Consider the following 17,116-nt stretch of genomic DNA (forward strand, 5'->3'; position numbering starts at 1 on the left):
ATGGAACGCACCACGAGCACCGAGGTCGTCCCGCTCGAGGACGGCTACCACCGGGTGTCGACGCCGGCGACGGGTGTGATCGGTTTCGTGCGCGAGCACGACGGCCGCTACGAGGTCCTGCGCGGACGAGTCCGCCAGGCGACCCGCTCCGAGGGTCAGTACAGCACCATGAACGTCGCGCTCATCGCGCTGACGCACGCCTGATCCGCTCTGGGCGCGACCACACGACCGACGGGCGCTGCCCCGGTCGTTGGGTCGCGCCTCCAGACCGTCACGGTGACGCTCCGGACGCCGGCTTCTGACCGCGCGGACGACCGGGAGGCGCTGGTCGCCGCCGTCGCTTCGGCGACCGGCGTCGAGACGGTCGCGGTGCGCGCGGGGCGCGTCTGCCCGTACTGCGCGGGGACCGACCACGGTCGTCCGTGGGCGACCGCCGCGGCCACCACGGTCGGCGTGAGCCTGTCGCGCGCACCGGGGGTCGTTGCCCTCGCGGTCGGCGCTCCGGCGCTCGGCGTCGACATCGAACGGGTGTCGCGGGTCGCTACCGCGCCGCTCGACGCGTTCACCCCGGACGAACTCCGTCGAGCCGACGGGGACCCGGCGCTCCTCGCCGCCGCGTGGGCGGCCAAGGAGGCCGTGCTGAAACGCGACGGACGCGGGCTGCGCGTCGACCCGCTCGCGGTCGAGGTCGACGTGGCCGCCGGCACCGCCAGGTTCGAGGGTGTCGAACAACCGCTCACCGTGCTGTACCCCGCGCCGGACGTGGTGCTCGTCGTCGCGGCGGGTGGGCTGTCCGTCGAGGTGGTCGGGACGGTCAGCGGGGGAGCGTGAGCACCTCGGCGCCGTCCTCGGTGATGGCGATGGTGTGCTCGGTGTGGGCGGTCCGCGCTCCGGTGGCACTCCGCAGCGTCCAGCCGTCGGCGTCGGTGACCAGGACGTCGGTGTCCGCCATGACCCACGGTTCGAGCGCGAGCAGGAGCCCGGGTCGGAGCGTGTAGCCGCGACCGGGGCGACCGGTGTTCGACACGTGCGGGTCCTGGTGCATGGTCGAGCCGATGCCGTGCCCGCCGAACTCGACGTTCACCGGGTAGCCCGCGGCTTCGAGGACGGTGCCGATCGCGTGGGACAGGTCACCGATGCGGGCACCCGGTCCGGCGGCGGCGATGCCCGCGGCCAGTGCCCGTTCGGTGGCGTCGATGAGTGCGAGGTCCTCGGGGCGCGGGTTGCCGACGACGAAGCTGATCGCGGCGTCGGCGGCGATTCCGTCCAGGGACACCGCGAGGTCGAGGGTGAGCAGGTCCCCGTCGCGCAGCACCTGGTCGTGCGGCAGCCCGTGCAGCACGGCGTCGTTCACAGCCGTGCAGATGTGGTGGCCGAACGGACCGCGGCCGAACGAGGGCGCGTAGTCGACGTAGCAGGAGTCGGCGCCAGCGGCCTCGATCATCTGCTTCGCCCACCGGTCGATCTCGAGCAGGTTCGTGCCGACGCGGGTGCGTTCGCGCAGGGTCTGCAGGATCGTGCCGACGAGGGCTCCGGTGGCGCGGCCCTTGTCGACCTCGGCGGGGGTCAGGATCTCGATCACGCGGATGATCATACCGGTATTACTATGTGGTCATGGTCCGTCTCCCACTCCGCCCCGACGAGGTCGCCCGCGGACGTCGCCTCGGTGCGCTGCTCCGTCGTGCCCGTGGTCCGCGATCGATCGTGGACACCGCCCTGGCCGCGGGGATCTCGCCGGAGACGCTCCGGAAGATCGAGACCGGCCGCATCGCGACGCCGGCGTTCTCGACGATCGCGTCGGTCGCGGGCGTGGTCGGGCTGTCGCTCGACGCCGTCTGGTCCGAGGTCGGCTGCGACCCGGCCGACGGCGAGCTGGCTGGCTAGCCGACGCGGCGGCGGAGCCTGCTAGCGTGCGCGCGGCGCGGGCAGTGCCGGCACCGACGCCTCGTCGATCCAGGGCCCGGTCACCGCACGGACGTCCGCGACGGAGCGGCCGGTGGCGTCCGCGAACGCACCGAGCACGTCGGGCACGGTGACGGATCCGTGCCGGTGCCGCTCGGTGATGCTCCGCAGCCCGGTGAAGAAGGCGTCGTCGCCGATCGTGCGGCGGACGGCGTGCAGGGCGAGGGCACCGCGCTTGTAGACACGGTCGTCGAACATGTCCTTCGCGCCCGGGTCACCGACCACCAGGTCCTCCGGCTGCTCGAGCAGTCCCTGCCGGTACCGTTCGGCCAGCTGGTCGGCGGTGTCGTCGCCGCGGTCCTCGGACCACAGCCACTCGGCGTAGCAGGCGAACCCCTCGTGCAGCCAGATGTCCTGCCACCGGGTGACCGTCACGGAGTTGCCGAACCACTGGTGGGCGAGCTCGTGGGCGATGAGGCGGTCGTTGCCGTGCTCGCCGTCGACGTGGTTCCGGCCGAACACCGCCAGGCCGTGGGCCTCGAGCGGGATCTCGAGGTCGTCGTCGGTCACCACGACGCCGTACGCCGCGAACGGGTACGGGCCGAACCGGTCGCCGAACAGCGCGAGCATCTCCGGCACCTGGCCGAAGTCGGTCTTCGCGGCGGCGGCGAGGTCGGCGGGGTGGTGCAGCGTGACGGGGACCCCGCTCGTGCGCACCTTCGTGGTGCGGTACCGGCCGATCTGCACGGTCGCCAGGTAGGTCGCCATCGGCTCGGTGGTGGCGTAGGTCCAGCGGGTGCCGACGCGGTCGCGCTCCTTGGCGAGCAGCTCTCCGTTCGCCAGGACGTCGTACGCCGTCTCGGCCGCGATCTCGATCCGGTACGTGGCCTTGTCGTCGGGTCGGTCGTTGCACGGGAACCACGACGGCGCTCCCGTGGGCTGCGCGGCGACGATGACGCCGTCGGACAGTTCTTCCCAGCCGAGCTGCCCCCACGCGCTCCGCACGGGGTGCGGGGTGCCGCGGTACCGCAGGTGCACGGAGAACACGGTGTCGGCGGCGATGGGGTCGGCCGGGGTGACCGTCACCTTGTGCGTCGCGGTCGAGACCTTCTTGGCCCGGCGTCCGTCGACGTCGACCCGGTCGACCGTGAGCCCGTGCAGGTCGATCACGACCCTGTCGAGGGGCTCGAGGGCGCGCGCGGTGATCGTGGCGGTGCCGTCCAGGCGGTTCGTGGCGACGCGGTAGTCGAGACGGAGCTCGTAGTGCTCGGCGCTCCACCGTCGGTCGCCGCTGTGCGGGGTGTACGGGTCTGCGGCGGGATCGGAGGGCACGGGGACAGTCAACCTCATGGCGTCGGTGGGGCTGTCACCGACGGTGCGGCCGATGTCCACGGAGCGATCGGGTTGCCGGACCAGCGGGAGCCCGTCGGTACCTGCTCACCGCGCATGACGAGCGAGGACGGCCCGACCGTCGCCCCGGCACCGATGCCGGCCGCTGGGAGAACCACGCTGTGCGGCCCGAGCGTGGCACCCGCGTCGAGTCGGACGGTGTCGAGCTGCATCACGCGGTCGTGGAACAGGTGCGTCTGCACGACCGTCCCCCGCGCCACCGATGCCCCGGAGCCGATGGTGACCAGGTCGGCCTCGGGCAGCCAGTAGGTCTCGAGCCAGGTGCCGCGGCCGATCGTCGCACCGAGGCTCCGCAGCCAGACGGCCAGCGCGGGGGTCCCGGTGGCCTGCTCGGCGAACCAGGGGCGCGCGACGGTCTCGACGAAGGTGTCCTGCACCTCGTTGCGCCACACGAACGACGACCACAGCGGGTGCTCCCGAGCGGTGATCCGGCCGACGAACGCCCACTTCGCGATCGTCGACACCACGGCGGCGACGGCACCGGCGGCGATGAGCACCGGCCCGGCGAGCAGCACCGTCCACCCGATCCCGACGGCCGACCACAGCGCCAGCAGTGCTCCGGCCACGCCGAGCGCGATGGCGGCGGAGACCATCGGGGCGACCAGGCGCAGCAGCTCCCAGCAGCCGCGGGCGACCTTGAGCCTCCCGGACGGACGGAACGTGCGCGCCTCGTCGAACTCCGTCGCCGCACGCCGCAGCCGCACCGGGGGCGACCCGAGCCACGACGACCCGCGCTTGGCCTTCTTCGGCACCGCGGACAGCACCGCCACCAGTGCCTCGCGCGGCACCGAGCGTCCGGCACCCGTCATCCCGCTGTTGCCGAGGAACGCCCGCCGGCCGACCTTCGAGCGACCGATCCGCGCCCGACCGCCGCCGAGCTCGTACGTGGCCACCATCGTGTCGTCGGCCAGGAACGCCCCCGACGCGATCTGCGTCAACGCCGGGATGAGCAGCACCGTCGAGATCTCGGTGTCCCGACCGACCCGGGCACCGAGCAGCCGCAGCCACACCGGCGTCACGAGCGAGGCGTACAGCGGGAACAGCAGGGTGCGCGCCGCGTCGAGCACCCGCTCGGTCGACCACACCTGCCAGCCGATCCGGGAGCGCACCGGGTGCCGCCCCTCGTGCAGGCCGATGCCGAGCAGCCGCACCGCGACCACCACGAGCAGCGCGTACACCGCACCGGCGACGACCGTCACCAGGGGGACCGTCACCAGCGCACGGAGCACCGCCTCGCCCAGGGTCGACGCCCGCCCGACCAGGGCGAGGGCGACCAGCAGTCCGACCGCGACACCGACGACCGGCAACCCGGCAACGGCCAGGGACCCGGCCCCGTACGCGAGCAGCCAGCGTCGGCGGGTCGCGGGACGGGCCTCCCGGTCGTCACGAGCCGACCCGGTGCGCTCCGCCGGCGCCCCCGCCCAGCGTTCGCCCGCGGGCACCGGGCCGCCGACGGCGGAACCCGCCGTGATCTCGGCACCCGCGCCGACGTGCGCCCCCGGCAGCAGCGTCGTCCGGCTGCGCACCACGGCGTCCTCGTCGACACGGACGTGCCCCAGGTGGAACACGTCGCCGTCCAGCCAGTGCCCGGCCAGGTCGACCTCGGGCTCGATCGACGCACGCTTGCCGATCGTGAGCATCCCCGTCACCGGCGGCAGCGTGTGCAGGTCGACGTCCCTGCCGATCCGCGCACCGAGCGCCCGGGCGTAGTAGCTGATCCACGGGGCACCCGCCGTCGACGGGCCGTCGACCGCCTCGGCGATGCGCTCGGCCAGCCACACCCGCAGGTGCACCGAACCACCACGGGGGTACGACCCCGGCCGGACCCCGGCGAGCAGCAGCCGCGCCAGCACCACCGTCAGCGCCATCTTGCCGATCGGCGTCACGAACACCAGGAGCACCAGCACCAGCACCGGCCAGGGCAGCACCGGCAGGAACGGCAGCGTCGTCGCGTGCAGCACCGCAGCCACCAGGGCCGTCCACGTCAGCACCCGCAACCCCCGGAGCACCTGCACCGGCAGCCCGAGCAGCGTCATCAGCAACCCGGTCGCCGGAGGCACCGGCGTGACGTCACGCGACGACGCCTCGACCGGGCCGGACTCGTCCAACGCCGCCGCCAACGCCCCGATCCGCGGGTGGTCGTACACGTCCGCCACCGTCGTCGTCGGGAACCGCTCGCGGATGGCCGACACCAGCTGCGCCGCCGTCAACGACCCACCGCCGTGCGCGAAGAAGTCGTCGTCGACGCTCGCCACCGGCACCCCGAGGATCGCCGACCACCGCTCGGCGATCCACGCCACCGTGTCCGGCAGCATCGTCGCGTCCGAGGCACCCGGCAACGGCCACGGCAGCGCCGCACGGTCGACCTTGCCCGACGTCCGCGTCGGCAGCGACCCCACCACGGCCACCAACGGCACCAGCGCCGCCGGCAGCTCCTGCCGCAACCGGGCGTTCGCCGCAGCCACGTCCACCGTCGCCCCGGCCACCGGGGCCACGTACCCGACCAGCACCTGGTTGCCCGCCGGGGTCCGCTGCACCACCGCAGCACCACCCGCCACGTCGTCCAGGGCCTGCAGCGCCGCATCGATCTCCCCGAGCTCGATCCGCCGGCCACCGAGCTTCACCTGGTCGTCCGCACGCCCCTGGAACACCAGCCCCTCGGGCTCGTACCGCACCAGGTCCCCGCTCCGGTACGCCCGCTCCCACCCGAGCTCCGGGAACGGCGCGTACTTCTCCGCGTCCTTCGCCGGGTCGAGGTACCGCCCCAGCCCGACCCCGCCGATCACCAGCTCCCCGACACCTCCGGGCGCCACACGGGACCCCGACGCGTCGACGACCGCCAGGTCCCACCCGTCCAGCGGCAACCCGATCCGGATCGGCTGGCTCCCGTCGAGCAGGGACCCGCACGCCACCACCGTCGCCTCGGTCGGCCCGTACGTGTTCCACACCTCACGGTCACGACTCGCGATGCGCGCCGCCAGCTCCGGGGGGCACGCCTCACCACCGAAGATCACCAGCCGCACCTGCTCCAGCGCATCGTCCGGCCACAACGCCGCCAACGTCGGCACCGTCGACACCACCGTGATCGTGTGCGCGATGAGCCACGGCCCCAGGTCCACCCCCGTCCGCACCAACGACCGGGGCGCCGGCACCAACGCGGCACCGTGCCCCCACGCCAACCACATCTCCTCGCACGACGCGTCGAACGCCACGCTCAGACCAGCCAGCACCCGGTCACCCGGACCGATCGGCGCCGCCTGCAGGAACATCCGAGCCTCGGCGTCCACGAACGCCGCAGCACTGCGGTGAGTGACCGCCACACCCTTCGGCACCCCGGTCGACCCGGACGTGAAGATGATCCACGCGTCGTCGGTCTCGCGCGGGAGCTCGGCGCTCGCCGCAGGGTCCGTCACCGGCAGCTCTGTGCCGTCGCGGTCGCGCAGGACACCGCCCGCGCCGATCACCCCGACGACACCGGCCTCGCCGAACACCAGGGTGGCGCGCTCCTCGGGGTCGTCGGCGTCGACCGGCACGTACGCGGCTCCGGCGGCGAGCACGGCGAGGATCGACAGGTACAGGTCACGCCCACCGGAGGGGATCCGCACCCCGACCCGGTCACCCCGTCGGACACCGCGGCGGGCCAGGTCGTCGGCCTGCGCGCGCACGAGGTCGAGCAGGGCGGCGTAGTCGACGCTGCCGGCGGGGTCCTCGAGGGCTGTCGCGTCCGGGTGGGTCGCCGCGGTCGCCACCAGGACGTCGAACAGGGTCCGTGGGGCGGGTGCGTCGCCGCCGCGGGCGAGTTCGAGCTGCGCGTTCCCGGTGCCGATGGTCATCGAGGCCTCTTCCCGGTCGCGTGCGGGACGACCGGCCCGTGATCCTAGAGGGTCGAGGTGTCCTGCTCGGGAACGGACGGTGCCGCAACGGACGGTGCCGCACCGGTCGGGTCGAGTGCCGCACGTGCCGCGTCGAGCGCCGCCGCGATCCCGACGGAGTCGTCCAGCGTGTGCACCGGGGACTCCGTGCGGCCGTCCGCCACGTACTGCGCGAGCGCCGCCGCCTGCCACACGAGTCCCTGCCGACCACGCAGCCCCGTCGGCTCCTCCCAGTGGTCCTCCCCGCCCCCGTGGTGCACCGCGAACGACGCCGGGAACACGAAGTGGTCGGTGTACCGGACCGTGGCCCGGCTCCCGGCGATCACCGCCAGCCCCGGCGTCCACGCCGTCATCGACGTGGTCACCACCGACTGCGCGCCACCCTCCGCCGTCGACACGGTGACGGACTGGAGGTCCACCCCGCGATCCGAGACCGCCCCCGTCGTGCTGCTGGTCACCGCGGCGCCGGTGGCGAACCGTGCGAACCAGTGCCCGTACACACCGGCGTCGAGGAGCGCACCCCCACCGGCGGCGGGGTCGAACATCCGGTCGGCCGGGTCCGGGTCGTGCGGCCACCCGACGTCGACCGTCGCGAGCCGGACGTCGCCCAGGACCCCGTCCGCGAGCAGACGGGCGACGACGGTGGTGCCCGGCAGGTACCGGGTCCACATCGCCTCCATCGCGAGGACGCCCGCGGCCCGTGCGGCGTCGGCGAGGGTGCGGGTGTCCGCCGCCGAGGTCGTCATCGGCTTCTCGACGAGCACGTGCTTGCCGGCGGCGATCGCGAGCAGTGCGTGCCCGAGGTGCTGCGGGTGCGGCGAGGCGACGTAGACCACGTCGACGGCGGGGTCCGCCACGAGGGCCTCGTACGACCCGTGCACGCCGGGCACGCCGTGGCGGGCGGCGAAGGCCGCAGCACGCTCGGGGGAGCGGGAGCCCACGGCGACGACGCGCTGGTCGGAGTTCGCGTGCAGCGTCGTCGTGAAGTCGTTCGCGATCTCCCCGGGGCCGATCACACCCCACCGGAGCACGGGTCCGCCCCGCAGTGCGTGGACTCCGGGCTCCGGGAACGTCATCGTCATGCCCGAACGCTACCGGGCGGACCCGCTGCGCGCCGCGCAGTTCGTCCTGCTGCTCACGGTCGAGGAGCACGGGGTTCGTCCTGCTGCTCACCGTCGAGGAGCACCCAGCCACGAGGCCGGCGACGCACCCGGAGGAGTCTCAACGGGGGAAGGCCGCCGCAGGCGACATCGGCCGGTGCCGACTCCGCGGAGCGGAGACGTCACCTTGGCCGGCGATTTCCAGTGCCCCCAGGAGGATTCGAACCTCCGCCCCTGCCTCCGGAGGGCAGTGCTCTATCCCCTGAGCTATGGGGGCCAAGGGGTGTCAACAACCGTAGCAGGTCCGGCGGGTGCTCCTGGACAGCGCGTGTCGCGCCGTGGACGTCACGACGGGTGCCCGGGAGGCGCGGTGCGGGCCCGCCCCGGGCCTCCAGGCCGCACGGTGCGCGGCCGCAGTGCCGCGTCAGCCCGCGGGCGTGGCCGTCGCCGACGCGGACGGCTGCAGCGCGGCCCGCACCGCGTCGACGACGGGCTGCGCCCCACCCGGCTCGGTGAACAAGGTCGACTGCGCGGTGATCCAGTACGGGTCGGCGAAGGCGTCCGCGCGGCCGACGTCGCCGCTCAGGGCGAAGTACCCCTCCACCCGGTAGGTGGGGACGGACCCGCCCCGCTCGTACAGGGCGTCCTTCAGGTTGGTGAGCGACTTCTCAGGCAGGTCGGCGACCGCGAGCGTGATCGCCGTGGCGTCCGCGTCGGTGCTGACGAACCGGCACACGCGACCCTGCTGCTTCGCGATGGTCGCGGCGGGGGAACCCTTCGCCGGGGTGAAGGAGTCGTCGAGCTCGAAGGTCTGCCCGTACACCGACAGTGCGCTCGCGGGCAGGAGCTCCGCGCAGGTCTGCGACACCGGCTTGCCCGCCGGGGTCGCAGTGGCCGACGGGGTGCTGTCCCCGCCGCCCGAGCACCCGGCGAGCACGAGGGCTGCTGCGGTGGTGAGGGTGGCGACGGTGAGCGCCCGGGCACGGCTGCGGGGGGTCATCCCGACATGATGCTGCATCGATCGGTGCGGACCTGGGCGTCCCGGTAGGATCGATCCTCGTGACTCCTGCCGAACTCTCCGCCGCGTACCTGTCGATCCTGACCGGGATCGTCGAGCGCCGAGGCGCGTCCGAGACCGTGACGATCGAGGAGTCCCACGTGGTGCTCGAGCGTCCGAAGAACCGCGCCCACGGCGACTGGGCCTCGAACGCCGCCATGCAGCTCGCGAAGCGGCTCGGCACGAACCCGCGCGAGCTCGCGACCGAGATCGCCGGCGAGCTGACCGAGCTCGACGGCGTGGACTCGGTCGACGTCGCCGGCCCCGGCTTCATCAACATCACGCTCGAGGCGGCTGCCGCGGGTGAGATCGCCCGCACCATCGTGGACGGCGGCGAGTCCTTCGGCACCGGCGACCTGTACGACGGCGTCCGGATCAACCTGGAGTTCGTCTCCGCCAACCCCACCGGCCCGATCCACATGGGCGGCGTCCGCTGGGCCGCGGTCGGCGACAGCCTGGCGCGCGTGTTCCAGGCGCAGGGCGGACTCGTCACCCGCGAGTACTACTTCAACGACCACGGCGCGCAGATCGACCGGTTCGCCCGTTCCCTCGTGGCCAGCGCACTCGGTGAGCCCACGCCCGAGGACGGCTACGGCGGCGCCTACATCGCCGAGATCGCGGCACGGGTCATCGCGACCCTCGAGCCGGGCGTCGACGTCCGCGACCTGCCGCGCGACGAGGCGCAGGAGCTCTTCCGTCGCGAGGGCGTCGACTTCATGTTCGCCGACATCAAGTCGTCGCTGCACGACTTCGGCGTCGACTTCGACGTCTACTTCCACGAGAACGCGCTGCACGAGTCGAAGGCCGTCGAGCGTGCCATCGCCCGACTGCGGTCGGCCGGCGTGATGTACGAGGCCGAGGGTGCCGAGTGGCTCCGCACGACCGACTTCGGCGACGACCGCGACCGCGTCGTCATCAAGTCGGACGGCGAGCCCGCGTACATCGCCGGCGACCTGGCGTACTACCTCGACAAGCGCGAGCGCGGGTTCGAGCGGAACCTGATCATGCTCGGCGCCGACCACCACGGCTACGTCGGCCGGATGATGGCGATGTGCGCCGCGTTCGGGGACGAGCCGGGCAAGAACCTCGAGATCCTGATCGGGCAGATGGTCAACCTGCTCAAGGACGGCGAGCCGATGCGCATGTCGAAGCGCAACGGCACCATCGTCACGATGGAGGACCTCGTCGACGCCGTCGGTGTCGACGCCGGCCGGTACGCCCTGGTCCGGTTCGCCAGCGACACCGCGATCGACATCGACCTCGACCTGCTCACGAAGCGCACGAACGACAACCCCGTCTTCTACGTGCAGTACGCCCACGCCCGCACGCAGTCGGTGGCCCGGAACGCCGCGGCGGCCGGGGTCGACCGGTCGGTGTTCGACGCCTCGCTGCTGACCCACGAGTCCGAGAGCGCCCTCCTCGGAGCCCTCGCCGAGTACCCGCGGGTCGTCCGGCACGCCGCCGAGCTGCGCGAGCCGCACCGCATCGCGCGGTACATCGAGCAGCTCGCCGGCCTGTACCACCGCTGGTACGACTCCTGCCGTGTCACGCCCCTCGGCGACGAGCCCGTGACCGACCTGCACCGCACGCGCCTGTGGCTGAACGACGCCACCGGGCAGGTCGTCCGCAACGGTCTCGGCCTGCTCGGCGTGTCGGCTCCGTCCCGCATGTAGCGGTCGCCCCGTCCGCAAGACACCGGTGTTCGCGCACCGGACACCCGCATTCCGCGGTGTCGAGCGCGAACACCGGTGTTTTGCGTCCGGCCCGCAGCCGGGCCGCAGCTGGGCCGCAGACCGGACTGGCAGGGTGGGACGCATGCCCGCAGCCACCGAACGTCCCACCACGCGCCGCCGCTGGCCCGTCGTCCTGCTCGTGGTCGTCGTCGTGCTCGCCGCCCTCGTCGTGATCGCCGAGTTCGTGCTGCGCGGCGTCGTCGACCGGATCATCGCCCAGCAGGTCGAGCAGTCGCTGCCGGACGGCACGACCGGCGAGGTCGACGCCCACGCCGAGGGCATCGTCATCCCGCAGCTCATCAGCGGCACGCTCGACCGCGTCGAGATCTCCTCGGCGAAGCTCACGGTCGACGGCATCCCGCTCGCCGCCGACGTCACCGCGCAGGACGTCCCCGTGGACGGCGAGGGCGACGTCCGCGACGTGGACGGCACGGTCACCCTGGCGTCGTCGAGCGTCAAGGACCTGGCGAAGTACAGCCCGCTGTTCGACCGACTGAACCTGGTCGACGGCGGCGTCGAACTGACGGGCTCGTCGTCGGTGCTCGGCTACGACATCACCTACGCGGCGAAGGGCGCCGTCGTCGCGCAGGACGACGGCCGCGGCATCACCATCACCCCGGAGAGCGTCCGGATCACGAACTCCGACCTCGGCCTCAAGGTCGACTCGATCCCGGGCGTCACCGGCGTCCCGGTACAGGTCTGCACCGCGCAGTTCCTGCCCGAGGCGCTGCGGGTGCGCTCACTCGACGTGTCGAGGTCGGACGCCACGGTCCGGATCACCGCGGACGCGCTGCCGCTCAACGAGGACGGCCTGCGGACCGTCGGCAGCTGCGACTGAGCGGACGGGTGCGTAACGCGGCCTGGAGGATCGGCTCGCGTCGGTAGGATCGGGTCCCGTGAGCGAGAACCCCCTTGCACCGCCGCGGCTGCGGTTCCCGACGGACGCCTCCGAACTGGTGGACCGCATCTGGCCCGCGTCCGCGACGCGGACCGACGACGGCACCCTGGCGATCGGCGGCATCAGCGCGACCGACCTGGTCGCGCAGTTCGGCACGCCCCTGTACGTCGTCGACGAGCGTGACGTCCAGTCGCGCGCCGTCCGGGTGCGGAACGCGTTCGCCGAGGCGTTCGAGCGCATCGGCAGCCACGCGCACGTCTACTACGCCGGCAAGGCCTTCCTGACGACGCAGGTCGTCGCGTGGATGGCCGAGGCCGACCTGCGCGTCGACGTCTGCACCGCCGGCGAACTCGCGGTCGCCCTGGCCGGCGGCATCGACCCCGGCCGGCTCGGCTTCCACGGCAACGACAAGTCCGACGCCGAGATCGCTCGCGCGGTCGAGGTCGGCATCGGCACGATCGTGCTCGACAGCCACGAAGAGGTGCAGCGCGTCGCCCGTGCCGCTGCCGACGCCGGGGTCGTGCAGCGTGTCCGCATCCGGATCAACACCGGCGTGCACGCGTCCACCCACGAGTACCTGGCGACCGCTCGTGAGGACCAGAAGTTCGGCATCCCGCTGTCCGAGGCCGTCGAGGCCGCGGCAGCCGTCCGCGCCGAGCCCTCGCTCGCCTTCGTCGGGCTGCACTCGCACATCGGTTCGCAGATCTTCGACGACGCCGGCTTCCGCGAGGCCGCACGCCGGCTCATGGACGTGCACGCGACGCTCGTGGCCTCCGGTCCGGTGCCCGAGCTGAACCTCGGCGGCGGCTGGGGCATCGACTACACCGAGGCCGACTCGGCCTTCGCCCCCGAGGACGTCGCCGACGCACTGGCCACGATCATCGGCGAGGCCTGCACCGAGCGCGGCATCCCGGTGCCGGACATCGCCGTCGAGCCGGGCCGCTACATCATCGGCCCGCCCGGGGTGACGCTCTACCGCGTCGGCACGATCAAGCCCGTCACGCTCGAGACCGACGACGGCGGCAGCGCGACCCGCACGTACGTCTCGGTCGACGGCGGGATGAGCGACAACATCCGTCCCGCCCTGTACGGCGCCGACTACACGGCCCGGCTCGCCCGCACCTCCGACGCCCCCGCGGTGCTGAGCCGCGTCGTCGGCAAGCACTGCGAGAGCGGCGACGTCGTGGTGAACGACGAGTACCTGCCCGGCGACGTGCAGCGCGGCGACCTGCTGGCCGTCGCGGCCACGGGTGCCTACTGCTGGGCGCTGTCGAGCAACTACAACCACGTGGGCCGCCCGCCGGTCGTCGCCGTCGCGGACGGTGCAGCCCGTATCCTCGTGCGGGGCGAGACGATCGACGACCTCCTCGCCCGTGACACCGGGGTCACCGCCGTGCCCGCCGACGGCACCGGCCGCTGACCCCCGACCCGACCGGGTCCGCCCACCCCGCAGGGCGCGCCCCCACCGACAGGAACCGCTACCAGATGATCGAATACCGCAACGTCCGTGTCGCGCTGCTCGGGGCCGGCTCGGTCGGTTCCCAGGTCGCGCGACTGCTCCTCGAGCACGGCGACGAGCTGGCCTCGCGCGCCGGTGCCGGGCTGGAGCTCGTCGGGATCGCCGTGCGCGACGTGGACGCCCAGCGCGACGTCGACCTGCCGGCGGAGCTCTTCACCACGGACGCTGCATCGCTCATCCTCGGCGCGGACATCGTCGTCGAGCTCATCGGCGGCATCGAGCCGGCGCGCACCCTCGTGCTCCAGGCCCTGCAGTCGGGCGCGGACGTCGTCACCGGCAACAAGGCGCTGCTCGCGACCCACGGCCCGGAGCTCTTCGCCGCGGCCGAGCAGGTCGGCGCGCAGCTCTACTACGAGGCCGCCGTGGCCGGGGCGATCCCGATCATCCGTCCGCTGCACGACTCGCTCGCCGGTGACCGCATCGTCCGGATCATGGGCATCGTCAACGGCACCACGAACTTCATCCTCGACCTGATGGACCGCAAGGGATCCACGTTCGAGGACGCCCTGGCCACCGCGACGGAGCTCGGGTACGCCGAGGCCGACCCGACCGCAGACGTCGAGGGCTACGACGCCGCGCAGAAGGCCGCGATCCTGGCCTCGCTGGCGTTCCACACCTCGGTGCCGCTCGCCGCCGTGCACCGCGAGGGCATCACCCACGTCACGATCGACCAGGTCCGCGCCGCCCGCAAGGCCGGCTACGTCGTGAAGATCCTGGCGACCGCGGAGCGTCTGACCGACGAGGACGGCCGCGAGGGCGTCAGCGCCCGCGTCTACCCGGCCCTCGTGCCCGAGTCGCACCCGCTCGCGAGCGTGCACGGTGCGAAGAACGCCGTGTTCGTCGAGGCCGAGGCCGCCGGCGACCTGATGTTCTACGGCGCGGGCGCCGGTGGCGTCGAGACGGCCTCGGCGGTCCTCGGCGACCTGGTCTCCGCTGCCCGTCGGCACGTCATCGGCGGCCCGGGGGTCGCCGAGTCGACGCAGTCCGAGCTGCCGGTGTTCCCGATCGGCACCGTCCGCACGAGCTACCAGATCACCCTGCACGTCACGGACGCCCCCGGCGTGCTGTCGACCGTCGCCGGCGTGCTCGCGAAGCACGGCGTCAGTGTCGAGACGGTCGAGCAGACCACCACCGGCGCAGCCGAGGGGACCGCGACGCTCGTCATCGGCACCCACCTGGCGCGTGAGGCCGACCTGGCGGACACCGTCGTCGCCCTCCGTGGCGAGGACGTCGTCCTGGACGTCACCAGCGTCCTGCGCGTCGTCGGTCGCTGACGCGACCACGGGCCTCCAGGCCGACCAGCAGGCTCACCGAGCCGACCACCACCAGATCCACCCCACCGGACAGAGAGAGAAGCCTGATGGCCCACCAGTGGCAGGGAGTCCTGCGCGAGTACGCCGACCGACTCGACGTGACCGAGGCGACGCCCATCGTCACGCTCGGTGAGGGCGGCACGCCGCTCATCCCGGCTCGTCGGCTCTCCGAGCGCACCGGCGCCGAGGTCTACGTGAAGTTCGAGGGCATGAACCCGACGGGTTCGTTCAAGGACCGCGGCATGACGATGGCGATCTCGAAGGCCGTCGAGCACGGCGCGAAGGCCGTCATCTGCGCCTCGACCGGCAACACCAGCGCCTCGGCCGCCGCGTACGCCACGCACGCCGGCATCACGGCCGCGGTGCTCGTGCCCGAGGGCAAGATCGCCATGGGCAAGCTCAGCCAGGCCGTCGCCCACGACGCCCAGCTGCTGCAGGTGCAGGGCAACTTCGACGACTGCCTCGACATCGCCCGCGACCTGGCGGCGAACTACCCGGTGCACCTCGTCAACTCCGTCAACAACGACCGCATCGAGGGGCAGAAGACCGCCGCGTTCGAGGTCGTCGACGTCCTCGGTGACGCGCCGGACTTCCACTTCCTGCCCGTCGGCAACGCGGGCAACTACACCGCGTACTCGCGCGGCTACCGCGAGGACGTCGCCGCCGGCCGCAGCACCAAGCTGCCCCGCATGTTCGGGTTCCAGGCCGCCGGTTCCGCCCCGATCGTGCACGGCGAGGTCGTCCGGCACCCCGACACCATCGCGTCGGCGATCCGCATCGGCAACCCGGCCTCGTGGCAGTTCGCGCTCGAGGCGCAGCGGGAGACCGACGGCTACTTCGGTGCCATCACCGACGAGGCCATCCTCGCGGCACACCGCATCCTGTCGGCCGAGGTCGGCGTCTTCGTCGAGCCCGCGTCGGCCATCGGTGTCGCCGGGCTGCTCGAGCGTGCCGACGCCGGCGTCGTGCCGAAGGGCGCGAAGGTCGTCATCACGGTCACGGGCCACGGCCTGAAGGACCCGCAGTGGGCCCTCCGCACGCCGGACGGCGGCGAGGTCACCCCGACGAGCGTGCCGGTCGACACGAAGTCGATCGCCGACGTGCTCGGTCTGGTCAGCGAGCAGTGATCTCCGACCGCTCGTCCGGACCGGGGGAGGGCGTCACCGCCCGCAGCGCTGTACCGGCCGGACGGGCGGTCCGTGCGCTGCCGACCGGATCGGCGGTGCGCGTCCGGGTGCCGGCCACGTCGGCGAACCTCGGCCCCGGCTTCGACTCGCTCGGCCTCGCGCTCTCGCTCTACGACGAGGTCGTGGTGCGCGTCCGCCGCGAACCCGGCGCGACCGTCACGGTCGAGGGCGTCGGTGCCGGTGAGGTCGCCACGGACGACACGAACCTCGTCGTCCGTGCGGTCCGTCGCGGCCTGGAGCACGCCGGTGTCGACCAGCCCGGTCTCGAGCTGCACGCCACGAACGCGATCCCGCACGGCCGCGGCCTCGGTTCGTCCGCCGCGGCGATCGTCGCGGGGCTCATGGCTGCCCGCGGGCTGCTCGAGGGCATCGTCGACCTCGACGCCTCGACGCTCCTGACCCTGGCCACCGAGATGGAGGGCCACCCGGACAACGTCGCGCCGGCGCTCTTCGGCGGCCTGACGATCGCGTGGATGACCGCTGAGGGCCCGGCCTACAAGCGGCTCCTGGTGCACCGCGGTGTCGCCCCGGTGGTGTTCGTGCCGACCTCGACGCTCTCGACCAAGCTCGCGCGCTCCCTGCAGCCCGAGCAGGTCCCGCACGCCGACGCCGCGTTCAACGTCTCCCGCTCGGCGCTGCTCGTCGCCGCGCTCATCCAGAGCCCCGAGCTGCTGCTCGCCGCGACCGAGGACCGTCTGCACCAGGCGTACCGTGCCAGCGCCATGCCCGAGACCGACGCCCTGATCCGGTTGCTCCGACAGCACGGCCTCGCCGCGGTGGTCTCCGGTGCCGGGCCGAGCCTGCTCGTCCTCGGCAGCGACCCGGCACAGCGCCTGACCGCCGCCGAACTGGTGCAGCGACACGCCGAATCCGACTGGCGGCCGCTCATGCTGGCCGTCGATCTCGGTGGTGCTACAGTGGCAGCGCACTCGGCGCTCGAAGCCGAACCCGCGTAACCGTACGGATCGCTCGTCCTCAGGACAGCTCCTGCGACGTCGCAGGGTCCGGTGCGCGAGTGTGCATCTCTTTCTGATCACCGAATCCCGATCCGTCGTCTGAACGGCGGTCGATGCTCACCCTGCATCCGGGACGGTGGAAACTCTCCGCGTTCTGCGGTTCGAAAGG

General features: G+C 72.8%; 14 protein-coding genes and 1 tRNA gene. 9 read left to right on the plus strand and 6 right to left on the minus strand.

Translation table 11 applies throughout. From position 1 onward, the window contains the following. Nucleotides 1-204 (plus strand): hypothetical protein, encoded by a 204-nt coding sequence (locus tag DEI85_RS07035; RefSeq protein WP_017885770.1) that lies wholly within the window; start codon nucleotides 1-3, stop codon nucleotides 202-204. A 72-nt stretch (nucleotides 205-276) separates the two neighbouring features. After that, nucleotides 277-831: a 4'-phosphopantetheinyl transferase superfamily protein gene (locus DEI85_RS07040; protein WP_181436442.1), complete on the plus strand. Its 555-nt coding sequence runs from the start codon at nucleotides 277-279 to the stop codon at nucleotides 829-831. On the opposite strand, the gene map is transcribed toward DEI85_RS07040, so the two are convergent. Then, nucleotides 815-1,582: a type I methionyl aminopeptidase gene (gene map / locus DEI85_RS07045; protein WP_111124238.1), complete on the minus strand. Its 768-nt coding sequence runs from the start codon at nucleotides 1,580-1,582 to the stop codon at nucleotides 815-817. The two genes, DEI85_RS07040 and map, sit on opposite strands and share 17 nt — an antisense overlap. A gap of 32 nt (nucleotides 1,583-1,614) precedes the next feature. Between map and DEI85_RS07050 the strand changes: the two genes are divergently transcribed. Continuing rightward, nucleotides 1,615-1,884 carry a helix-turn-helix domain-containing protein gene (locus DEI85_RS07050; protein ID WP_111124239.1) on the plus strand — a complete coding sequence of 90 codons (270 nt, stop codon included), beginning with the start codon at nucleotides 1,615-1,617 and terminating at the stop codon, nucleotides 1,882-1,884. Between the two features lie 21 nt (nucleotides 1,885-1,905). Here DEI85_RS07050 and DEI85_RS07055 read toward each other — a convergent pair whose 3' ends face one another. From DEI85_RS07055 to DEI85_RS07075, 5 genes are all read right to left on the minus strand, one after another. Next, the gene (locus tag DEI85_RS07055) at nucleotides 1,906-3,234 is read right to left on the minus strand and encodes a M1 family metallopeptidase (RefSeq protein ID WP_258376402.1); all 1,329 of its coding nucleotides are present in this window, start codon (nucleotides 3,232-3,234) and stop codon (nucleotides 1,906-1,908) included. Between the two features lie 14 nt (nucleotides 3,235-3,248). Further along, nucleotides 3,249-7,145 carry a Pls/PosA family non-ribosomal peptide synthetase gene (locus DEI85_RS07060; protein WP_111124229.1) on the minus strand — a complete coding sequence of 1,299 codons (3,897 nt, stop codon included), beginning with the start codon at nucleotides 7,143-7,145 and terminating at the stop codon, nucleotides 3,249-3,251. A gap of 44 nt (nucleotides 7,146-7,189) precedes the next feature. Beyond that, nucleotides 7,190-8,266 carry a Gfo/Idh/MocA family protein gene (locus tag DEI85_RS07065; protein WP_258376403.1) on the minus strand — a complete coding sequence of 359 codons (1,077 nt, stop codon included), beginning with the start codon at nucleotides 8,264-8,266 and terminating at the stop codon, nucleotides 7,190-7,192. A 223-nt stretch (nucleotides 8,267-8,489) separates the two neighbouring features. Then, nucleotides 8,490-8,561, minus strand: a tRNA-Arg gene (locus DEI85_RS07070). Between the two features lie 147 nt (nucleotides 8,562-8,708). Next, entirely contained in the window at nucleotides 8,709-9,284 is a 576-nt protein-coding gene (locus tag DEI85_RS07075) for a hypothetical protein (RefSeq protein WP_110859020.1), read from the minus strand. A gap of 59 nt (nucleotides 9,285-9,343) precedes the next feature. Here DEI85_RS07075 and argS point away from each other — a divergent pair, with 59 nt between their 5' ends. From argS to thrB, 6 genes are all read left to right on the plus strand, one after another. Beyond that, on the plus strand, nucleotides 9,344-11,014 hold the full coding sequence (argS, locus tag DEI85_RS07080) for an arginine--tRNA ligase (RefSeq protein WP_110859019.1): 1,671 nt from the start codon (nucleotides 9,344-9,346) through the stop codon (nucleotides 11,012-11,014). A gap of 142 nt (nucleotides 11,015-11,156) precedes the next feature. Continuing rightward, nucleotides 11,157-11,912, plus strand: a complete 756-nt coding sequence (locus tag DEI85_RS07085; RefSeq protein WP_111124230.1) for an LmeA family phospholipid-binding protein — start codon at nucleotides 11,157-11,159, stop codon at nucleotides 11,910-11,912. 58 nt (nucleotides 11,913-11,970) lie between these two features. Next, complete coding sequence (gene lysA / locus DEI85_RS07090; protein WP_110859017.1) at nucleotides 11,971-13,392, plus strand: diaminopimelate decarboxylase; 1,422 nt, start codon at nucleotides 11,971-11,973, stop codon at nucleotides 13,390-13,392. A gap of 65 nt (nucleotides 13,393-13,457) precedes the next feature. Then, entirely contained in the window at nucleotides 13,458-14,765 is a 1,308-nt protein-coding gene (locus DEI85_RS07095; RefSeq protein ID WP_027465790.1) for a homoserine dehydrogenase, read from the plus strand. Nucleotides 14,766-14,851: 86 nt separating this feature from the next. Continuing rightward, nucleotides 14,852-15,931 carry a threonine synthase gene (gene thrC / locus DEI85_RS07100; protein WP_111124231.1) on the plus strand — a complete coding sequence of 360 codons (1,080 nt, stop codon included), beginning with the start codon at nucleotides 14,852-14,854 and terminating at the stop codon, nucleotides 15,929-15,931. Between the two features lie 77 nt (nucleotides 15,932-16,008). After that, a complete protein-coding gene (thrB, locus tag DEI85_RS07105) occupies nucleotides 16,009-16,947 on the plus strand; it encodes a homoserine kinase (RefSeq protein WP_027465788.1) in 939 nt (312 codons plus the stop codon). Nucleotides 16,948-17,116: the final 169 nt, after the last annotated feature.

This window comes from Curtobacterium sp. MCBD17_026 (assembly GCF_003234895.2).
GTDB lineage: Bacteria > Actinomycetota > Actinomycetes > Actinomycetales > Microbacteriaceae > Curtobacterium > Curtobacterium flaccumfaciens.

Bases quoted from the DNA above. Each gene is read 5' to 3' on its own strand.
- thrC (WP_111124231.1), top strand. From the start codon at position 14,852: ATGGCCCACCAGTGGCAGGGAGTCCTGCGCGAGTACGCCGACCGACTC.
- DEI85_RS07050 (WP_111124239.1), top strand. From the start codon at position 1,615: ATGGTCCGTCTCCCACTCCGCCCCGACGAGGTCGCCCGCGGACGTCGC.
- DEI85_RS07085 (WP_111124230.1), top strand. From the start codon at position 11,157: ATGCCCGCAGCCACCGAACGTCCCACCACGCGCCGCCGCTGGCCCGTC.
- DEI85_RS07095 (WP_027465790.1), top strand. From the start codon at position 13,458: ATGATCGAATACCGCAACGTCCGTGTCGCGCTGCTCGGGGCCGGCTCG.
- DEI85_RS07065 (WP_258376403.1), bottom strand. From the start codon at position 8,266: ATGACGATGACGTTCCCGGAGCCCGGAGTCCACGCACTGCGGGGCGGA.
- DEI85_RS07035 (WP_017885770.1), top strand. From the start codon at position 1: ATGGAACGCACCACGAGCACCGAGGTCGTCCCGCTCGAGGACGGCTAC.
- DEI85_RS07075 (WP_110859020.1), bottom strand. From the start codon at position 9,284: ATGACCCCCCGCAGCCGTGCCCGGGCGCTCACCGTCGCCACCCTCACC.
- DEI85_RS07060 (WP_111124229.1), bottom strand. From the start codon at position 7,145: ATGACCATCGGCACCGGGAACGCGCAGCTCGAACTCGCCCGCGGCGGC.